General features: G+C 29.9%; 19 protein-coding genes. 16 read left to right on the top strand and 3 right to left on the bottom strand.

What is annotated here, in order from left to right; all coding sequences use genetic code 11:
* Positions 1–3: 3 nt before the first annotated feature.
* The 13 genes from NE544_RS06340 to NE544_RS06280 all read left to right on the top strand — a co-directional run bounded on the left by NE544_RS06340 (position 4) and on the right by NE544_RS06280 (position 13761).
* Positions 4–210 (top strand): hypothetical protein, encoded by a 207-nt coding sequence (locus NE544_RS06340; RefSeq protein ID WP_117924928.1) that lies wholly within the window; start codon positions 4–6, stop codon positions 208–210.
* Positions 197–1984 carry a VirD4-like conjugal transfer protein, CD1115 family gene (locus tag NE544_RS06335; protein ID WP_256268739.1) on the top strand — a complete coding sequence of 596 codons (1788 nt, stop codon included), beginning with the start codon at positions 197–199 and terminating at the stop codon, positions 1982–1984. The genes NE544_RS06340 and NE544_RS06335 overlap by 14 nt, the downstream gene beginning before the upstream one ends.
* Entirely contained in the window at positions 1962–2267 is a 306-nt protein-coding gene (locus NE544_RS06330; RefSeq protein ID WP_117924924.1) for a glutamyl-tRNA amidotransferase, read from the top strand. The genes NE544_RS06335 and NE544_RS06330 overlap by 23 nt, the downstream gene beginning before the upstream one ends.
* 14 nt (positions 2268–2281) lie before the next feature.
* Positions 2282–3112, top strand: coding sequence for a hypothetical protein (locus NE544_RS06325; protein ID WP_117924922.1), 831 nt, complete (start codon positions 2282–2284; stop codon positions 3110–3112).
* Positions 3113–3276: 164 nt separating this feature from the next.
* Positions 3277–4392 (top strand): ATP/GTP-binding protein, encoded by a 1116-nt coding sequence (locus NE544_RS06320; RefSeq protein WP_256268738.1) that lies wholly within the window; start codon positions 3277–3279, stop codon positions 4390–4392.
* Entirely contained in the window at positions 4382–5161 is a 780-nt protein-coding gene (locus NE544_RS06315; RefSeq protein WP_256268737.1) for a hypothetical protein, read from the top strand. The genes NE544_RS06320 and NE544_RS06315 overlap by 11 nt, the downstream gene beginning before the upstream one ends.
* A 42-nt stretch (positions 5162–5203) precedes the next feature.
* Positions 5204–5437 (top strand): hypothetical protein, encoded by a 234-nt coding sequence (locus tag NE544_RS06310; RefSeq protein WP_256268736.1) that lies wholly within the window; start codon positions 5204–5206, stop codon positions 5435–5437.
* Entirely contained in the window at positions 5424–5852 is a 429-nt protein-coding gene (locus NE544_RS06305) for a PrgI family protein (protein WP_117992572.1), read from the top strand. Before NE544_RS06310 ends, NE544_RS06305 begins: the two co-directional genes overlap by 14 nt.
* Complete coding sequence (locus NE544_RS06300) at positions 5794–8130, top strand: VirB4-like conjugal transfer ATPase, CD1110 family (protein ID WP_256268735.1); 2337 nt, start codon at positions 5794–5796, stop codon at positions 8128–8130. Before NE544_RS06305 ends, NE544_RS06300 begins: the two co-directional genes overlap by 59 nt.
* A gap of 161 nt (positions 8131–8291) precedes the next feature.
* Positions 8292–9773 (top strand): lysozyme family protein, encoded by a 1482-nt coding sequence (locus NE544_RS06295; RefSeq protein WP_256268734.1) that lies wholly within the window; start codon positions 8292–8294, stop codon positions 9771–9773.
* 824 nt (positions 9774–10597) lie between these two features.
* Entirely contained in the window at positions 10598–10939 is a 342-nt protein-coding gene (locus NE544_RS06290; RefSeq protein ID WP_256268733.1) for a hypothetical protein, read from the top strand.
* 54 nt (positions 10940–10993) lie between these two features.
* Positions 10994–13114: a hypothetical protein gene (locus NE544_RS06285; protein WP_256268732.1), complete on the top strand. Its 2121-nt coding sequence runs from the start codon at positions 10994–10996 to the stop codon at positions 13112–13114.
* 2 nt (positions 13115–13116) lie between these two features.
* The gene (locus NE544_RS06280; RefSeq protein ID WP_256268731.1) at positions 13117–13761 is read left to right on the top strand and encodes a putative bacteriocin export ABC transporter; all 645 of its coding nucleotides are present in this window, start codon (positions 13117–13119) and stop codon (positions 13759–13761) included.
* A 643-nt stretch (positions 13762–14404) separates the two neighbouring features.
* Here NE544_RS06280 and NE544_RS06275 read toward each other — a convergent pair.
* From NE544_RS06275 to NE544_RS06265, 3 genes are read right to left on the bottom strand one after another with little or no spacing between them, the layout of a single operon-like run.
* The gene (locus NE544_RS06275) at positions 14405–14623 is read right to left on the bottom strand and encodes a hypothetical protein (RefSeq protein ID WP_117924904.1); all 219 of its coding nucleotides are present in this window, start codon (positions 14621–14623) and stop codon (positions 14405–14407) included.
* A gap of 7 nt (positions 14624–14630) precedes the next feature.
* On the bottom strand, positions 14631–15728 hold the full coding sequence (locus NE544_RS06270; protein WP_256268730.1) for a M56 family metallopeptidase: 1098 nt from the start codon (positions 15726–15728) through the stop codon (positions 14631–14633).
* Positions 15728–16093 (bottom strand): BlaI/MecI/CopY family transcriptional regulator, encoded by a 366-nt coding sequence (locus NE544_RS06265; RefSeq protein ID WP_256268729.1) that lies wholly within the window; start codon positions 16091–16093, stop codon positions 15728–15730. The genes NE544_RS06270 and NE544_RS06265 overlap by 1 nt, the downstream gene beginning before the upstream one ends.
* A 702-nt stretch (positions 16094–16795) precedes the next feature.
* On the opposite strand from NE544_RS06265, the gene NE544_RS06260 reads away from it, so the two are divergent.
* The 3 genes from NE544_RS06260 (at position 16796) to NE544_RS06250 (ending at position 18919) form a co-directional block, all read left to right on the top strand.
* Positions 16796–17356, top strand: coding sequence for a hypothetical protein (locus NE544_RS06260; RefSeq protein WP_256268728.1), 561 nt, complete (start codon positions 16796–16798; stop codon positions 17354–17356).
* A gap of 32 nt (positions 17357–17388) precedes the next feature.
* The gene (locus tag NE544_RS06255; protein ID WP_256268727.1) at positions 17389–17604 is read left to right on the top strand and encodes a hypothetical protein; all 216 of its coding nucleotides are present in this window, start codon (positions 17389–17391) and stop codon (positions 17602–17604) included.
* A 757-nt stretch (positions 17605–18361) separates the two neighbouring features.
* Entirely contained in the window at positions 18362–18919 is a 558-nt protein-coding gene (locus NE544_RS06250; RefSeq protein WP_256268726.1) for a DUF3267 domain-containing protein, read from the top strand.
* The last annotated feature ends 282 nt before the right edge of the window (positions 18920–19201 follow it).

Below are 19201 nucleotides of genomic sequence, written 5' to 3'. Positions count from 1 at the left end.
ATTATGAGAAAATGGTTTAAGAAAAATGATGACGAAATAATTGAAATTCAGGTAGATGATACAGAGAGAAGAATTATTGTTAGGGCATTAGCTGATTTAAGAGATAAACAGCGATTAGCTCATAAGAACTATGATTTTTTAGATTCTCTTATTGTAAAGGTTTGTGATGCAGACCATCCATCAATAAAAGATCACTATGAGAGATGCTAAGAACGACGAATATTTATTTCTAGGCTTATTAATCATTCCTACAATATGGTTTGCAGTTTTGATTGCACCATATATGGATCAAGGACTCATTCATGCACTACCTTATCTAAGTGAAGCATTAAATCATCCTTTTCAATTTCAATGGTGTGATAATTCTTTAAAAACGATTGGAATATTCCTGGTTATCTATGTTTTAGGAATTGGTATTTACTTATCCAACGAAAAGAATTACAGACAAAAAGAAGAGTATGGATCAGCTAGATGGGGATATATACGCTCTTTAGTAAAGAAACATTCGAATAAGGATTTCTTTGAAAATAAGTTATTTACGCAAAAAACACGAATGGATATTCATGGAAAAATTAAAAATGTAAATCTTCATACGGTTGTGATTGGTGGTTCTGGTGCTGGTAAAACTCGATATTATGCTAAGCCTAACATTATGCAGTGCAATACGAGCTATGTAGTATTAGACCCAAAGGGAGAAATTATCAAGAGTGTAGGTTATATGCTTGAAGATGAGGGATATGAAATCAAAGTTATTGATTTAATTGATATGTCTAAATCATTGGGATATAATCCATTTCATTATATTCAAAGTGACAAGGATGTATTGAAATTAATCACAAATCTAATTCGTAATACAACTCCAAAAGGATCTTCCACAAACGATCCATTTTGGGAAAAAAGTGAAACAGCATTACTTGAAGCATTGATGTTATATTTATATCATTATGCACCGGAAGACGAGCAAAACTTTACGATGGTAATGGAGATGCTGAATTATGCTGAAGTAAAAGAAGATGAAGATGATTATGAGAGTCCGTTGGATGAGTTATTTAAGCGTCTAGAAACGATAGATAGTAATTCTTTAGCACTTAAACAATATAAAATATATAAACAGGCAGCAGGTAAGACCGCTAAATCTATTTTGATTTCAGTCGGTGTAAGACTTGCTGCTTTTAACTTGGAAGAACTTGCATCACTTACTAGATATGATGAGATGGAGTTAGAGCAGATAGGCGAAAGGAAAACAGCCTTATTTGCGATTATTCCTGATAATGATTCAACATTTAATTTTGTCATCGGTATGTTGTATACTCAGTTATTTCAAATGTTATATTATCAAGCAGATTTTGTTCATGGTGGCCAGCTTCCAGTGCCAGTACATTTTATTATGGATGAATTTGCCAATGTTGCTTTACCAGACGAGTTTGATAAGTTGCTTTCGACAATGCGATCACGACTTATTTTTGTATCCATTATTTTACAGAATTTAGCACAGATCAAAGCATTATATAAGGATACTTGGGAGTCGATTATGGGAAACTGTGATTCTAAATTGTATTTAGGTGGAAATGAACAAAGTACACATGAATATATAAGTAAGGAGCTTGGAAAGGCAACGATTGATACAAATACGTATGGTAAATCAGAAGGTAGAAGTGGAAGTTTCACAACAAATTCTCAGAGAACTGGAAGGGAATTGTTAACTTCGGATGAAGTTCGTTTACTGGACAATAATTATGCTGTTCTATTTTTGAAAGGTGAAAGGCCTGTTCGAGATAGAAAATTTAATTTGTTAAAACATCCTCGTATTAAACAAACAATGGATGGAGGTCGTGAACCGTACATTCATGGACAAGTGAATCATTTTATTGAGGATTGGCAAAATATTCTTCTTAGCAATAATGAGTATGAATTATTGGATGTAGAAGAAACAGAAAACTATTTAAAGGAGATTGAAGAAGATGAAGAAAATAAAAATGATTAGAAAAGTATTATTCTTTGCGTATATTGCATTGGTGATTGTAGGAAACTTTGCAACACCAATTTATGCAGCGAATGATCCAGTTACTGTTGTAAATAACTTCAGTGAATTTATGTTTGGACTTATTCGAGCGATTGGAATGATTTTATTAGGCTTTGGAATTGTACAGGTAGGACTTTCTTTGAAAAGTCATGATCCAAGTCAAAGAGCGAATGGCTTTATGACGGTAGCCGGAGGAATCGTTATTACGTTTGCTAAAGAGATTTTGAATATTATTGTTGGATAGGATGGTGATTTCTAGTGAGTGGAATCATAGATAACCTAACTAGTGCCATCAATACCTGGAATTCTAAATTAGCTGAAATATGGCTATTGTTAACAGAATCACCTGAAACATTCAAAGGTGGTGATATTTGGCAAATCATAGTTAAAATACATGGAGCACTTCAAGCAATTGGATTAGCACTTCTTGTGCTATTCTTTGTTTGGGGATTGATTAGAACCTGTACAAGTTGGCAGGATGTAAAAAGGCCGGAACAAGCCTTTAAATTGTTTTTGAGATTTATTATTGCCAGGGGAATGGTGATGTATGGAATGGAATTAATGACAAAGATATTTGAGATAGTACAAGGCATTATTCAAGCAATCACTGAAACTGCAGGATTAGGTGTATCAAGTGAAACTGTATTGCCACAAGAAATCATTGATGCAGTAAGTAATACAGGATTTTTGGAATCTATTCCCTTATGGGCAGTTACACTATTAGGATCTATATTTATAACAATATTATCGTTTGTGATGATTTTAACTGTATATGGAAGATTCTTTAAATTGTATATGTACACAGCTATATCACCAATCCCACTTGCGGCAGCTGCAGGGGAAAGCACACAAAATACTGCATTTACGTTTATTAAAAGCTATGCAGGAGTATGTTTAGAAGGAGCTATCATTGTTCTTGCTTGTATTATTTTTTCAGCTTTTGCGTCTAGTGCACCAGTAGTTGATACTACAGCATCTAGTGTATCTATGGTATGGAGCTATGTCGGTGAACTGATATTTAATATGCTGGTTTTAGTTGGTTCTATTAAAATGAGTGATCGTATAGTCAAAGAAATGATGGGTTTGTGATTTTTTACTTCTTAATAATTAAGATATAAATGAAATTGTGAAGAAATCTATTCAGAAGAAGATACCAAATACTCTAAATTGAGAATGAATCTGATCTGTAAAAAAATTACAGTATCTATTGACCGTAAAAAAATTACGGTTATAATGAAGCTGAGGTGATACCAATGCTTAAACATTTTAGAGTTAATAATTTTAAGAATTTTAAAGATGACTTAGATATTGATTTTTCAGATGTGAATGGATATAAGTTTTCTCAAGATTGTATTACTAATGATTTGATTGGAAAAATGATTATTTATGGTAAAAATGGAAGTGGTAAAACAAATTTAAGTAAAGCTCTTTGTGATTTAAAAGAAACATTAACGATGTCTAATGATATGAAATCAAACCATTCTTTTATTTCAAATGCGAACTCTAATAACGAGATTACGACTTTTACTTATACCTTCCTATTCAATAATAAGAAAGACAAAGTGGTATATGAATATCAAAAAACAGATTTATTCAATTTAACCAATGAAGTATTAAATATAAATGGAAAAATCATCTATTCTTATGATTTTAATAAGAATAGATTTATAGAAAAAAGCGAAGACTATTTTCATAATTCAGATATTTTTTCAATTTATCAAAAAAATACTAATCCATCATTACCATTTGTACGCTGGTTAGTAAATAATGGTGTTGTAGAAAAGAGTTCGGTTTTTAACAAGATGTATGAGTATGCAGTAAAAATAACACAAATATTTACTCCTACAACTGCATTGATTCAATTATCAAGAAATGAATTAGACGAACTTGATCGTAATGTGAATGATTTAGAAGATTTTTTGAATTATATGGGTATTGAATGTAAATTGTCTATGGAAAAACTGCCAGATGGTAGTAAAGAGCTTTATTTTGTATTTAAAAATAGAAAAGTAGCCTTTTTAGAGAATGCATCTAGTGGAACATTGTCATTGTTTAATTTTTATATTCGGTTTTTAATGCCACATAAAGAAAGTTCTATTCTTTATTTTGATGAATTTGATGCCTTTTTTCATTTTGAATTATCTGAAAAAATCATCCAATATATTAAAGAAAAATATAAAGATTCTTTGGTTATCTTTACTACGCACAACACAAATTTAATGAGTAATAAAATTATGCGTCCTGATACATTGTTCATACTTTCAACAAGTGGAAAATTAACACCGTTATGCAAAGCAACGGATCGTGAGTTAAGAGAAGGTCATAATCTTGGTAAATTGTATATGAATGGTGAGTTTGATGAAGACTAAAAATATATTATTTATAGTCGAAGGTAAGAATGATGAGCCACGATTTATTGAGCAACTTTTATCAAAATGTTATCCAGCATCAAACTTTAAAATATATTCCTATGAAGCAAATTTGCATATGCTTGCAAGCAGGTTAGAAAATGATTATTTTGATTTTGAAGAAGATGAATTAGATATATTGCTATTTTTAAAGTCTTACGAAACAAAATATAAAAAAATCTTTGACTTAAAATATACAGATGTATTTCTAATATTCGACTTCGAGCCCCAGCATCCAGATTTGCATTTTGATACGATTCAAAAAATGATTCGGTACTTCAATCAATCTGATGAAAGAGGAAAGCTATTCATTAACTATCCAATGATGCAGTCTTATAGACATTTAAAAGCCTTACCTGATAATGCTTTTTGGCAGACTAGATTGTATAAACAAGATTTTAAACACTATAAAGAAATAGTATCAAATGAAAGTTTTAATAACGATATTTCAACATACGATTACACAACATTCGTAAGTTTAGCATTCCATCATTTAACTAAACTATTATTCATTCAAAATAAAGAGAATCGAGCACCGGCAATGGATGATTATGATCATTTAAATTATGCAAAAATATTTGATATTCAATATGAAAACTTGAAAAACAATTTTATTTGGATAGTTAATACATGTATTTTAATTCTAATTGACTACAAACCAAAAAATTTCTTTGATCAAATCACAAAACATGAAACATCATTTAAATTACCCTATATCGAGCAGAGTTAATCTCTGCTTTTATTATGCCATTTTGGAGGAAAGGAAAATAACATGAAAGAATATATATTAAATACAATTGTACTAAAAACAGGAGATTCAATTGAAATAGTTGAACCTTCAACTTTACCTATGAAAGATAGGGTTATGTATAAGTTACAACATGAACAGGATCGAGTTGTAATTGTTAGAGGAAATGGGAAGATGGTGATTCCAATGGAGAATATTATGTTTTCATCATCTATCCCATTGGACATTATTCATGAGGATTTTGATGATGAAGTCTAATTTTGAAATTAAGATCAATAAGGAAATACGGGATTATACGGAGAGTATATTTTTTGGCTTATCCCTTCGACAGAGCATATTCTCTATTATTGCTTGTGGGATAGCTTGTGGTATTTTCTTTTTATTGAATGATACGCTAGGAACTGAAATAACTAGCTGGCTATGTATGCTTGGAGCAGCGCCATTTGCTGCTTTTGGATTTATAAGATTTCAGGGTATGTATACAGAAGATATTGTTAAGACGGTATTTAATTCATTGTTATTATCATCTAGAGATTTAATCAATAAACCATTTAACTTGTATGATGAGGTTTTTGAGCCAATGATTAAACAATCAAGAAAGGAGTCAATTGTACATGATAAAAAGTTACGAAAGATTGAAAAAGCAGAACAAAGAAAGAATAAGAGTGCCTAGGACAGTGCAGGATACCATCCCAGTAGATTCGGTCTATAAGGATGGTATTTTACGTTCTGGAAACAGATACACAAAGAGTTATAGGTTTTTGGATATTAACTATAAGATTGCATCTGGTGAAGATAAAAACAATTTATTTTTAACATATAGTGATCTACTAAATTCATTTGATCCATCTGTAATGACGAAAATTACCATTAACAATCGAAAAGTGGATATAAAGAAATTTAAAGAAGATATTTTAATTCCATTAAAGGAAGATGGTTTGGATAAGTATAGAGTTGAGTACAACGATATGTTATTGTCCAAATTAGCTGAAGGTGATGATATTATCCAGGAAAAATATATTACTGTTACAGTTTTTAAAAGTAATATAGAAGAAGCCAGATTTACTTTTTCTCGTATAACTGCAGAATTTTCAACTTTATTTTCTAGACTAGGAAGTTCTTGTGTTGAATTGGATGCAGAAGAACGTTTGAAGATATTACATGATTTTTATCGAAGTGAAACGGAGGAATTTCAATTAGATCTATCCGATTTAGCTAGGAAAGGACATTCTTTTAAAGATTTAATTACGCCAAGAATGTGCAAATACCACAATAAGTATTTTGAATTTGACGGTAAATATGGTCGTGTTCTTTATTTAAATAATTATCCTGGTTTTTTGAAAGATGAATTTGTATCGGAGTTGTGTGATTTGAATAAAAACTTGATGTATTCAATGGATATTATTACTGTGCCAACAGATGAAGCAGTCCGAGAAGTGGAAAATAAATTCCTTGGTGTTGAAAAGAATATTACAGATTGGCAAATGAAGCAGAATCGTAATAACAACTTCTCAGCAATCATTCCATATGATATGGAATTGCAACGTAAAGAGTGCAAGGAATTCCTAGATGATTTGATTGTAAGAGATCAAAGAATGATGCTTTGTAACATTACGGTTGTGCATTTAGCTGATTCTATTGATGAATTAAATAAGGATACAGAAACATTGAAGGCTGTAGCCCGTAAATATGTTTGTGAACTGGAAACGTTGTATTTTTCAAAAAGGCAATTAGATGGTCTACAAACAGTATTGCCAATAGGAGTCAATAAATTAAATATCACGCGTACTTTATTAACAGAAAGTGCGGCTGTGTTTATTCCTTTTAGAGCACATGAGATTATGCAAAAGGGTGGAGTTTGGTTTGGCCAAAATGCGATTACGAACAATCCTATTCTTTGTAACAAGGCTTTGCTTCAAAATCCAAACTCTTTCTTTTTTGGTATTCCAGGATCTGGAAAATCATTCTTAACAAAAGAAGAAATTGAATTTTTAATCTTATCCACAGATGACGATATTATCATTGCAGATCCAGAAGGAGAATATGATTCCATAATCAATGCTTTAGGTGGCCAAATCATTCGTATTGGTACAAATAGTACGGATTATATTAATGCAATGGAAATGGTAGAGGGATATGGTGATAGTGGAAACTCAATTGCCGATAAATCTCAATTCTTAATGTCTGTATTTGAAAATTTAGATGCCAATCATGGAGGTATTACACCAATTGACAGATCTATTATCGATAGATGTGTAACGTTAGTTTACCAGGAAGCCAAAACCAATGGCTATGTACCAACGTTAAAACATCTTTATAAAAAGTTATTAGAACAAAATGAACCAGAAGCTAAATCTTTAGCTATTAAACTAGAATTATTTACAAATGGATCATTAAATATATTTGCCCATGAAACGAATGTAGATATCAAGTCTAGAATTTTATCTTTTAATATTTTCAATCTAGGAAAACAATTAAAAACATTAGGTCTATTGGTAATTACAGATGCCATTATCAATCGTGTAAATGAAAACTGGAGAAAGGGAAAACGCACTCATATCTTCATTGACGAGATTCATGTTATTTTTGAGAATGAAGAAAGTGCTACGTTCTTTGCTTCGGCATGGAGACAATTCCGTAAAAGAGATGCATATCCTACAGGAATTACCCAGAATGTTAAGTATCTATTATCGTCTCAGCAAGGAATTAGTATGTTATCCAATTCTGAGTTTATTGTCATGTTGAATCAATCGGCAAATGATAGAGAGGATTTAGCAAAATTATTGAATATTTCAGAAGAACAGATGAGCTATATAACAAATGCTCCTACCGGATGTGGATTGATTAAGTATGGTGGATCTATAGTTCCATTTGTAAATAAGATGCCAAAAGGACTATTGTATGATTTAAATACTACAAGGCCAGGAGATAAAAAAATAATTGCCCAATAAATACAAAAGACTCATTAAAAAATTAGATTTAATGAGTCTTGTTTATGTATAAAATGTTGAGGTATCAGCTAATTCAGAACAAGATATTTTCGAATACATCAACTAAGTTTTGGGACAATTAAAGTAAGTAAGTATTAAAGATGTTAAAGGAGTTGATGTAGATGAAAGATATAAAGACAAAACAGAAAGTACTATCCATAAAAACAAAGGATGTTAAAGGGAATGTGAATCATTTTATTAAGCAGCAAACGATTCATACAAGAAATAAGGAAGAAGACAAAAAGGTAGAACAGTCTGTTAAAACAAATCCGAATGTACAAGCTACAAATAACGTTAGTGAAGTTGCTAAGCAGACGTTTATAGAATCAAAGCAGCGTGCTACAAAATTTATTAAACATAAGCATAGAGAGCATAAGTTCAAAACTACAGATAAGAAGGCATTAAGTGAATCAATACCGGTGAGCCATCAAAGAATTACTTATGTATCTAAGGCAAAGCATCATGTCGTAAATAAAATAAATACTTCTAAGATTAAACAAACAACGGATAAAGTAGTAACACAACCGGCTGTTAAGAGTACAAATAGAGCAATAAAAACATCAATAGAAGTGGTTAAGAAGAGTGTATCAGCGATGAATACACTTTTTTCTTTTGGAACAGGATTGATTTTATTACTTGTTGTTACTCTATTTATTGGAACATTTAGTGTGCTGGCACAGGATGGTGGATCAAGTAGTGAAATTGTTTCTTTAAGTGAAGAAGTCATTGCGTATGAAGATACAATTCGAAAATATGCAAAAGAATATGATATTGAGGATTATGTCACATTATTACAGGCAATTATGATGCAGGAGTCAGGAGGGAAAGGCAATGATCCAATGCAGGCAAGCGAGTCAGGGTATAATACAAAATATCCTAGAGTACCTAATGGAATTACGGATCCTGAGTATTCTATTGAAGTAGGAACACACACTTTTTCTGATTGTTTAAAGAAAGCAAAAGTAAAGGATTCATCCGATACGGAACGCATATATTTGGCTTTGCAAGGATATAATTATGGCTCTGGCTATATTGAATGGGCAATTCGTAATTTTGGTGGATATTCTAAATATAATGCACAACAGTTTTCTGATAATAAAAAACAAGAGTTAAATGTATCCGGCTATGGGGATCCTTCTTATGTTGATCATGTTATGAGATATGTAGGGATTACTTTTAGAGGAGGCACAAATCCTAATTTTAATAATCTAGAAGCCTGGGTGACAAGGAATCCATACGCACAGGCCGGATTATATGGACAATGTACATGGTTTGCTTGGGGAAGATTCTATGAATTATATGGTTATGATCCAGGTTTTAGCGGTGATGGAAGCAGTTGTGTTAGGGAATTGATAGCAGCACATCCTGATAAATTCGAACGATCTTCTTCGCCAAAAGCCGGTGCAGTGTTCTCTGCTATTGGACATAATCATGTTGGTATAGTCATTGCAGTAAAAGATAATACCATAACTGTTCAAGAAGGGAATCTTGATGGTGTTACAAATACATTTCAAGATGCAAAAAAAGATTGGCAAACAAAATCATATACGTTAGATCAATTAAGATCTATATATGGTGGAGTGGTGTTTGCTAACCCAAAGTAAAAGTGGAGGGGAATTATCATCTCCAAATATTTTATTTACAAGTATATTTTAAATGATGAAAAACTATTGTTACTAAAATTATTAACATTTTGAATATAACGGATGGGTTTGCCCATCCGTTATATTCACCACATAGCTGATGCTTTTGTTGTTTTGCACTTCGTACTCAACTATCTAAAATCAAAAACGTAAAAAAAGCCTTATCTAAACAACGTTTGACTATTTTACTATTGGAATGTTAAACTCCCAAAAATGATTCATTTTAATGCTTTTTATCTTGACATTATTAGCATATCTATGTGAAAATTAATGTAAAGATAACGTTATCTAGCATTCTCATAATAATTTAAAAGAATATAGATTATTGAGCAGAAAGCAATAAAATTTTATGTATTAATATTTTTTATGATTGTAGCTTATTTGTGTATCAACTAATTTATGACTATAAAACTGTACTGCTTGTATAAAACGAAAGATTTATATGAGGAATAGTTTATCTCAGAATGTAGTCATTGGTCCAAAAAATTGGTATTAAAATTCCACTGCTTACCAGTGTTAAGAAGTAGGCTTGGTTTTATAAAGATTATTACGATTGATATAAAATCAGTAGATATATTTTTCAGTCTCAAAATATATCGTATCTTCTGAGTTTATTATCGTTATAGCGTGCCAGATATAGGTAAAGTATAGAAAACATAATAGAATCAGAATCAACTAATTTAATCATCAAAATAAGCAGAAGATACTTAAATAAGAACTTAATGGTGAATTTTTGTCTATTGATTATGTAATACAAACTAAAGAAAGAATAACAGGAGGAGAAAATGAAAAAACTACAGAGACTTTCTATAATCATGCTTTCTATAATCGCACTTGCTTTCCCATTTTCAATATTAGCGGATTCTAAAAATATTTCTCACAATAGCAAAATCAGTTTACAATACGGAACTGCTGAAACTTCGTGTTTGGATTCAATTGGAAGTTATTGGCTATTTGGAAAAGCATACAATACTAATAATTATATAGGCGGTTCTATTATTTATAATGGTTCGATAATGGCATCTGGGCAAAACGGTAAATTTAGTACTGAATTCAGTGTAAATTGGAATCCAAAAACAGCTTATTCGCACTCACATATTGCCTCTTCAGGATTAAGAACTAGATAATCAAAAGAGTCCCTTATCAATAAGGGACTCTTTTTTAGAAAGTTGAGATGAATTATGAAAAAATTATCATACTTGCTTGTTGCTATCCTAAGTGTATATATTTTTTATTCCGGATTCTCATCCTTTTCTTCTGATCAGATAAACAGAATGGATTCTTTTGCCACTTCAATTGGACAAACAACTAATAAAAAAGTAACAGGATTAAACCTACAATTTAATGAAGATTTAGTTTCAACAATTCATGAATATTGTGAAGAGACAAACAGTACAGGAATTATAGAAGTTTATGAAAATACTGAGGGGTTTATAAAAAAGAATTTAATCTATATTTATTCTGCTGATCCACAGGATTTGAAATCCCTATATATACGGAATGATCAAAAACAAATTGATTTCAAAAAGGATTCAAAGAATTATTATTCTACAAATATAAATGATAAGAATGCGTTCAATTATATTGACTATTTAAATCGAGGCTATTACGGAGATTATAATGACATATATGAATTTCACACTTTAAATGATTTGTTGAATCACACTCCAGGTTCTGAAATTATTACACTTTACTCTATTTCAAATTCAAATAAAACTTCTACAAGTCAAATGAAAGATTATTTTAAAGAATTTATCCCTGAAAATAGCCAAGGACAAGGTATCTCAGATGTTGAAATTGTTCCTTACTCTATGCAAGAGGAAAAATTTTTGAATATGGTTTTTTTGAATGCAATATTAGGGACTGCATTGATTTTCGCTTTTATTTTTCTGAAAGATAGAAAAGAAATAGTGATACGTAAAATGCTAGGAAATTCAAACAAGAAAATTTTTATATCACTATATACAAAACATATCGCAATCTTATATGGTCTATTTCTTTTCTTAGAAATTATTTTATTCGCATTATTTGTTGGCCCTTATAGACCATGTGCCTCTTTATTCTTATACTATCTAATCAATGAGGGAATTAAGCTACTTTTCAGTTTAATTATGATAGGAATTATTTTGTTAATTTCAACGATAACCGTCAAATCAGTGAAGTATATAAAACAAAATGGTACTCAAGAAAATAAAACAGTTCTATCATTGGTCTTGAAAGGAATTCTGATTTTTGTTTTATTTCCTGTATTCTTAACAAACTGCGCGGATTGGATAGAATCAATACACTATCTCTATATTTTGAATTTGAATGAAAGTCAAATGTCGAATAAAATTATAACAAACGGCATATCTATGTCTTTAAATGAGGACTTATTTTATTCATCTGAACTTGTTAATAAACTGTATTATTATATGCAGGAACATAATGGAATATATGAGGATTTCGATATAAACAAACAAATTGACTTCTTAAAAAATCATATGGACAGTGATTTAGAAATACCTGTTTCAAATGAAATACCATATATAGTTGTAAATAATAATTATTTAAAAGATTATACGATTCGCGATGAATTTGGAAATCCTTTAGATTTTAATCAGATAGAAGAATCTATTTTACTGATACCTGAAAATTATTCATTCAATCAAGATCAGATAAGCTATTATTCAAATTATGAAGATTGTAAGGTAATTCGAATCGAACCAAATCTTAGGTTTGTAAGACATATGCCTTATGTAGAAAATACGAAAGATTTAGAAAAAATAAATCCGGTAATTTTTATAGACCATAATTGGATGGAAAATGCAAGAATTTCATCTGATAATTATTTTATCCCAATCGATACAAAAAAAAGTGTTTCAAATTTTAAAAGATTTTTAATTCAGAACAATATGGACAAAAAAGTAAATTTTTATTTAAGTGATTCTTATTTTGCACAGGTCAAGAACAAAAAAACATATGAATTGATTTCATTAACTATACTAATCGTTTTAATAAGCATAATTTTATTTGTTTACCAACTTCAAGCGATTGTCATTTTCTTGTTTGAAAAAAGATACTATTTGTCTATTCAATATCTTTTAGGGAAATCTTTCTACGAAAGATATTCATTATACTTAAGTATAAATATATCTCTTTATCTATCGGTGATTATTTTCTATGCATTATATTCTAAAAGAATATTAGAATCTTTTGAAATTGGCTTTTTAATACTTGGAATAGATTTGATATTTACCATTTTCACGTTAAAGAAAAAAGAATATGCTGAATGTGTAGATTCATTGAAAGGAGCCAGATAGTTATGAAGAAAATTGTAGAATTAGATTCGATTCAAAAGAAATTTAAAGAGAAAGTAATCTTTGATTCATTTTCTTGTACCATATATGAAAATGAGTTTGTTGCAATAATTGGAAAATCCGGGTGTGGTAAATCAACATTGTTAAATATGATTGGCTTATTAGATAGTCCAGATTCAGGAGAAATCATTTTGTTTGGAGAAAAAGGAATTAAGCCATTTTCAAAGAAAGCCACTTTACTCTTAAAATCAAAAATAGGATATTTGTTCCAGAATTTTGCATTAATCGAAAATAAAACTGTATACGAAAATCTACAGATGGCGATAAATGAAAAAAATAATAAGACCGTAAATAAGTACATTGAAGACGCGTTAAAAAAAGTTGGCTTAAATGGATATTCAAAAAAATACATATATGAATGTTCTGGGGGAGAACAACAACGTATAGCCCTTGCTAGATTATTAGTTAAGCCATGTGAATTGATTTTAGCTGATGAGCCAACCGGATCACTAGATGAAGAAAATAAACAAATTGTTATAAAATTACTCAAAGAATTTAAAAAAGAAGGATGTACAATTATAATGGTTACACATGATATACAATTAGCTGAAGAATGTGATCGTGTGATAGATTTGAATGGTTATAGTTAAAATGGTAATCCGCAATTAGATACCAGCTAGATTAAAAGTTGTAGGGTTTAAAATACTATGAGTGTTTTAAGGTTATTGCTTTCTAAAAGCAAAAATCCCTGTGACTTTTAAAGGTAGATTTATCCCTATCCAATTTTATATATTCTTTATATATTCAATAAAAGAGTATCACTTGTTGCGGTGATACTCTTTCGTAACTTTGGTTTAAGTGGGAAATAAGGTATAAAAAAAGCACCTGGCAAATGCTAGGTGCAATCTTTGACAAATGGTGGTCTCAGTCGGAATTGAAAAGCGCTTTTGTTTAGAGTGGATTATATTGTTGTTTCTGCTTTATATAAAGGTGCAATAATTCAAGAAAATGCATAAAATCCTATGGTTTTTATCTTTTTTTTAAAATTTTTTGATAAAATTTTGCAGTTAATTTAGTGTGAGTTGGATTTCGACTATCCGATTCATTTACCAATCAGAGTAAGTTATAATTTGAAATGTGATGGATTGAATGCATATGATTAAAAAATAAAAAGGTATCCAAGACTCCGTTGTTTAAAGACGGAGAGGGATACCAATTTGAATATATACATAAGCAGTAAACTTATGTCAATTCCCGTTTATACAAAGATATTAAAAGACTATTTTAAATTTATTAACAAGGAATCCAATGGTCTCCAACCCATTTATTCAATGTTTGATTCCATAATCTTCTATACAATTTTCCGTTTATAAATTTGTATTTCCAGACTAGCTGATCTTTGTATGGCATAGTAACATCAATATTTGCAGTGACTTCAGTTTCATTTGCTAAAACAGGTGTTACTATATTCATAGATGCGATCAACACTAACATAATCATTATTTTTTTCATAAATTATTTACTCCTCTATAATCGGAATATCCTTAAAACATTCAATTTTTGGATTTGATATTTCAACTCGCTTTTTGCCAAATACTAATTCATATGTTCCATCTTTATGTTTAATAATATATCCCTTATCTATATCTGATTGATCATACATATCTTCATTGTTTGGAGGTTCAAATGCAGACTCCAAAATAATGCTGTTTGTAAGTAATGGAAGAGTTAATACGACAATCATTAGAATTTTGCTCGTTTTTTTTCGATACATTCCATCAATTAAATAATTTATACGGTATTCTAATACATGTGCATTATCTTGAATCATGAAATGTGTAGATTGTCCCTTGAATTCATTTTTACTTTGAATGTTTTTTTGGATTTCTATAAGTGTATACATATATTTCATTACTTCCTCTTTAGAAAATGGACTTGTTGTTTGATAGTCTACACGCATTTCCAAAAATAAATCAATTTTATCTCTTAATCTATATACTGGAATAAACCACCAATACATGATAACTAATAGATTGATAATTTGTTTAGTGCACACATCATGATTTTTAATGTGCCATGTTTCATGAAGTAATATATTTTTTAAATTTTCTTGTGAAAGGTATACGTCTGGTATCAATATAGTTTTATTAAAGCCCATGACCATCGGGGAAGAAACATAGTTTGTTTTTAACACCACATAATTTTCTTCTTGATAGTCATCTATAAAATCGCTTATATGATAATGTTCTGAATGATTTTCAATACGTTTGTACATGTCTTTGGCAATTTGAATTGCGCGAATCCATTTAATCAGGTTCCATATAATGCCTAATGCCCAAACCAATAATAAGAATTGATATACTTGCACATTTGCATAGATCTTATATTGTAACAGTACAATGATTGGATTCATGATTGTGGGCACTATAATGGTTTTAGTAAATTTGAATTCAAGTGGCACAAACATTCTTACTACGACAACAACAACTAACACTGTTATAAAATCTGTCCGAAATAATTTATAACTTTTCTTGTATGAAAGTAATATGTCTAAAAGAAGAATCAATAAAAAACTGATGCACAAAGTAATGAAAAGAGATGATGCAGAAAATCGCATTATTTTAACTCTTTCTCTTTTTCTTGAATCAATTTCTTTAATTGTTCAATCATTTCTAAATCATTTGTGTGTTCAACAAAATAAGCTGAAATTTTTGCACGTGTATCTTCGCCAATAAATGAATTCACATATTGAGCTTCGGATATAACTGGTCTATATAATCTTGTGATTGCCTTCTTGTTCTGTCCAATTCCTGCTACTTTGATATATTTAATCTCCAATAATTTTTGTAACGTTTGCTGAATCGTATTGATACTCAAATCTTTGGAAGCTAATTTAATATCGTTTGCAGACATTGCAATATCATGCTTCCATAAGATATCCATGACCTCATTTTCCTTCTTAGTAAATTGTATATATTTCATGTGCGTTCCTCCATTTAAATTTTTTTGTGTATATCTTCTCTTATATTATATGAATAAATATTTATTTTTTCAATTCGAATATAATTAAATATAACGAATATAAAAAAATATAGCAGATATGAATATTTATATTGTATTTTCATGGGTTTTATATTATATTTGAGTTAGAGATAGCGCTATCTTTGAAAAAGGGATAAGCATACTTGGTAAAGTATGTTGATGATTTTCCTGATAATATTTCAATATGAAAGAGATACACAAAGAGTGTATGAAGTTGTATTTAAAAGAATGGGATTTTTTAAATCATAACTTTCCCATAAAAGTACACTAATCTCCAGTTTGAAAGATGTTGTGTCACAAGAGAAACATTTGATTTTCTGGGTTTACTCATTTCAATAGTAAGACATGGAAGGGTTACTACATTGTGGATTAAAAAATCAGTCGGAAATGAAAAAATGATTTAGCCTGATTTGTAGAAATGTTCAAAAAAGTTTTAAATTGGAAAGGTTCTTTGAAATTTGGCAGGAAAGAATCATTCACCCATATATCCATGTAGATATATGGATTGTGATGAAGAAGCCATATTTATTAAAAAATGTTTAAATGTAGCAGTGGAACTGTATGTGGGAAAATCGCACGTGCAGTTTTTAGACGAGTTTAATTTCAATTGTTTAATGTTAAAATTAGGAGGTGTATTTACTTATGAATAGAAAAATTAAACGATTATCGATTCTTGTGTTTAGTATGGTTTTGTCAGTATTTTTTAACACAAATATGTTGAGTGCTAAAGAAATTGATGTGCCTGTTCATTCTCAACAACGCGCCTGTGAAGCAGGAACTATGTATCCTATTCCAGACAAAGGTGAAGTTATTCTACTAGAAGATAACTCAACGATTGAACCATTATATGGATCTGAAATTTCTGCTTTATCTGATGTAAACCGCGCTGCATCAAGAATAAATGTAAATAAGTCATATAGTATTCGCATTCAAGATCAAGGTGGTAGTTGTGTATCAAGTGCTAAAGTCACTGTAACGGGTGCATATACATATAATAACGGGAAAATTTCAAATGTTAGTTTAAATGCCGCAATTACATATGTGCCTACATTATGGACTGTTTCTATTAATTCACAATGGCACAATATTAGTGGTTCTAGCTTAACACATAGTATTAACTATCGTTCTTCTGTAAATGATCCATATTCTTGTTTAGTAGGTGGAGGTTATTGGTATAGTGGTGCAACCATTAAAATTCGATAATATTATTTATAATAAGAAAGAGGGTGTAAAAAATGAAAAAATATGTGGATGCATTCCTTGTGATTATTGGATTATTAATTATTGTTGGGACAGTAATCTGTTATTTATTCTATAATTTAAATCCAACTACAATGTATGCCATCTGTGGAATTGTTTTAGTGATAATGGTTTTATTACTATATATTAGAAACTATAAGAACAATCATTATGGTGGCAAATTCAAAAATGATTTTCCTGATGCACATTAATCCAATTATTATTGATTCTTTTGTATAAATTTAAATTTCTCAATAAAAGAGTATCACTTGTTGCGGTGATACTCTTTCGTAACTTTGGTTTAAGTAGAAAATAAGGGTAATCCGCAATTAGATAGGGTCGACTAAAAGTTGGCTTCAAAAATTGTAGGGTTGAAAACCCTATGAGTGTTTAAAGGATTATTAACTAGGGAGCAGAGATGTTTAAACTGTTTGATGAATTTTTTCATATTTTAGGTAAACATTAATAACCTTTTCTTGAAGACTTATTGGAAGACCTATTGATAGTAATATAATCATGAATTTGTCTTACAATGGTTCCATTTTGATAAACTAATTAAAGATATATTTTACACATGTAATCGAAAAAAGGTGAACGTTTACAAATCTGCGAAATTGCGACATAATTTATGTCTTTAGATAGATTAAATACTCATAGAATTGTATAATAGTACTAGGGAATAGGTTCATGATGAAAACAAGGAAAAAAAACATGGAATAGAATAGAATACAAAGAGAAAAGTTAGCGTTGAAGAATTGAATGAATTATCAATTGTTGGTGGTAATGATGGAAATCCAGAACCCAGATGTTCTATTTCTAACATTATCATTACGACTGTTTTGGTATCATTAGTGTCTATTTCATATTTTACTACTAGTCCAGAGCAGTGCTAGTTAATTGGATGTATTCCCACGTCTATTCGAATCGCTGCTCCAAATTCGTATAGATGAGTAGAGAGGATTTATGTGTATGGTAGAAAAGTTTTGTGATAATAGAAATTTTAAAATACTTAAAATAAACAAAAAAACAGAAAATATTAGTATGTTGATCATTGTGTTATGTACATTGCTACTATTGGTATTTTTTTTAAAGATTAAAAGATTTTATATTAATGATATAGGCTTGTTTTTTTCTGCATTTGGAGCTGTGCTTATTTCTGTTTTTCCTTTTAGTATTATACATGAATATATACATTTGCTATCATATCCGAAAAAAAGTAGAAAAAAAATAATATTCAAAATGAAGAACTTACAACCGATAATATCTGTTGAAAGTGATGCGAGGATGAGCAAGTGTAGAACTCTAATAATGTTAATATCTCCGACGCTTGTCTTGGCAATTATTCCTATTTTTTTATCATTCATTATAAAAAATTTGATTCTTATGACTTTTCTTATTTTTTTTGGCTTTTCAAGCTTAGCAATGTCGGTAAGTGATATATATTTTTTTATTGTTATATTGTTAAAAATGAGAAATAACGAACTTTTTTATCAAGAAGATAATAAGATTTATATTTTAAAAAAATGAAGTTTTTTTCAGTGTGTGAAGGAGAATATGATTATGGAATATCAATTTATAGAATTTACTAAAAATATAATTAATAATTACAAAAACAGAAACTATTTAATCCTAAATTGAGTATTCCATGGTGGCGGAGCCACCCAATCCATGAAAATAGAACCACCGAATCCATTTGGACAGAGCCATGCAATCCATTGCTCAGAGCCACTAAATCCACGAAGAGGTAAGCGTCAAATAGAGCCCATATTAAAAGATCCAATTTGAAATGATACAATGTCATTGCCAAAT

Source organism: Holdemanella sp. MSK.7.32 (assembly GCF_024460475.1).
Lineage (GTDB): Bacteria > Bacillota_I > Bacilli_A > Erysipelotrichales > Erysipelotrichaceae > Holdemanella.
This window is presented reverse-complemented; position numbering and strand designations above follow the sequence as displayed.

What these genes read in the sequence shown, in the direction of transcription:
- NE544_RS06340 (WP_117924928.1), top strand. Translation starts at nt 4, where the DNA reads ATGAGAAAATGGTTTAAGAAAAATGATGACGAAATAATTGAAATTCAG.
- NE544_RS06335 (WP_256268739.1), top strand. Translation starts at nt 197, where the DNA reads ATGAGAGATGCTAAGAACGACGAATATTTATTTCTAGGCTTATTAATC.
- NE544_RS06330 (WP_117924924.1), top strand. Translation starts at nt 1,962, where the DNA reads ATGAAGAAAATAAAAATGATTAGAAAAGTATTATTCTTTGCGTATATT.
- NE544_RS06320 (WP_256268738.1), top strand. Translation starts at nt 3,277, where the DNA reads ATGCTTAAACATTTTAGAGTTAATAATTTTAAGAATTTTAAAGATGAC.
- NE544_RS06315 (WP_256268737.1), top strand. Translation starts at nt 4,382, where the DNA reads ATGAAGACTAAAAATATATTATTTATAGTCGAAGGTAAGAATGATGAG.
- NE544_RS06310 (WP_256268736.1), top strand. Translation starts at nt 5,204, where the DNA reads ATGAAAGAATATATATTAAATACAATTGTACTAAAAACAGGAGATTCA.
- NE544_RS06305 (WP_117992572.1), top strand. Translation starts at nt 5,424, where the DNA reads ATGATGAAGTCTAATTTTGAAATTAAGATCAATAAGGAAATACGGGAT.
- NE544_RS06300 (WP_256268735.1), top strand. Translation starts at nt 5,794, where the DNA reads ATGATAAAAAGTTACGAAAGATTGAAAAAGCAGAACAAAGAAAGAATA.
- NE544_RS06295 (WP_256268734.1), top strand. Translation starts at nt 8,292, where the DNA reads ATGAAAGATATAAAGACAAAACAGAAAGTACTATCCATAAAAACAAAG.
- NE544_RS06290 (WP_256268733.1), top strand. Translation starts at nt 10,598, where the DNA reads ATGAAAAAACTACAGAGACTTTCTATAATCATGCTTTCTATAATCGCA.
- NE544_RS06285 (WP_256268732.1), top strand. Translation starts at nt 10,994, where the DNA reads ATGAAAAAATTATCATACTTGCTTGTTGCTATCCTAAGTGTATATATT.
- NE544_RS06280 (WP_256268731.1), top strand. Translation starts at nt 13,117, where the DNA reads ATGAAGAAAATTGTAGAATTAGATTCGATTCAAAAGAAATTTAAAGAG.
- NE544_RS06275 (WP_117924904.1), bottom strand. Translation starts at nt 14,623, where the DNA reads ATGAAAAAAATAATGATTATGTTAGTGTTGATCGCATCTATGAATATA.
- NE544_RS06270 (WP_256268730.1), bottom strand. Translation starts at nt 15,728, where the DNA reads ATGCGATTTTCTGCATCATCTCTTTTCATTACTTTGTGCATCAGTTTT.
- NE544_RS06265 (WP_256268729.1), bottom strand. Translation starts at nt 16,093, where the DNA reads ATGAAATATATACAATTTACTAAGAAGGAAAATGAGGTCATGGATATC.
- NE544_RS06260 (WP_256268728.1), top strand. Translation starts at nt 16,796, where the DNA reads ATGAATAGAAAAATTAAACGATTATCGATTCTTGTGTTTAGTATGGTT.
- NE544_RS06255 (WP_256268727.1), top strand. Translation starts at nt 17,389, where the DNA reads ATGAAAAAATATGTGGATGCATTCCTTGTGATTATTGGATTATTAATT.
- NE544_RS06250 (WP_256268726.1), top strand. Translation starts at nt 18,362, where the DNA reads ATGGTAGAAAAGTTTTGTGATAATAGAAATTTTAAAATACTTAAAATA.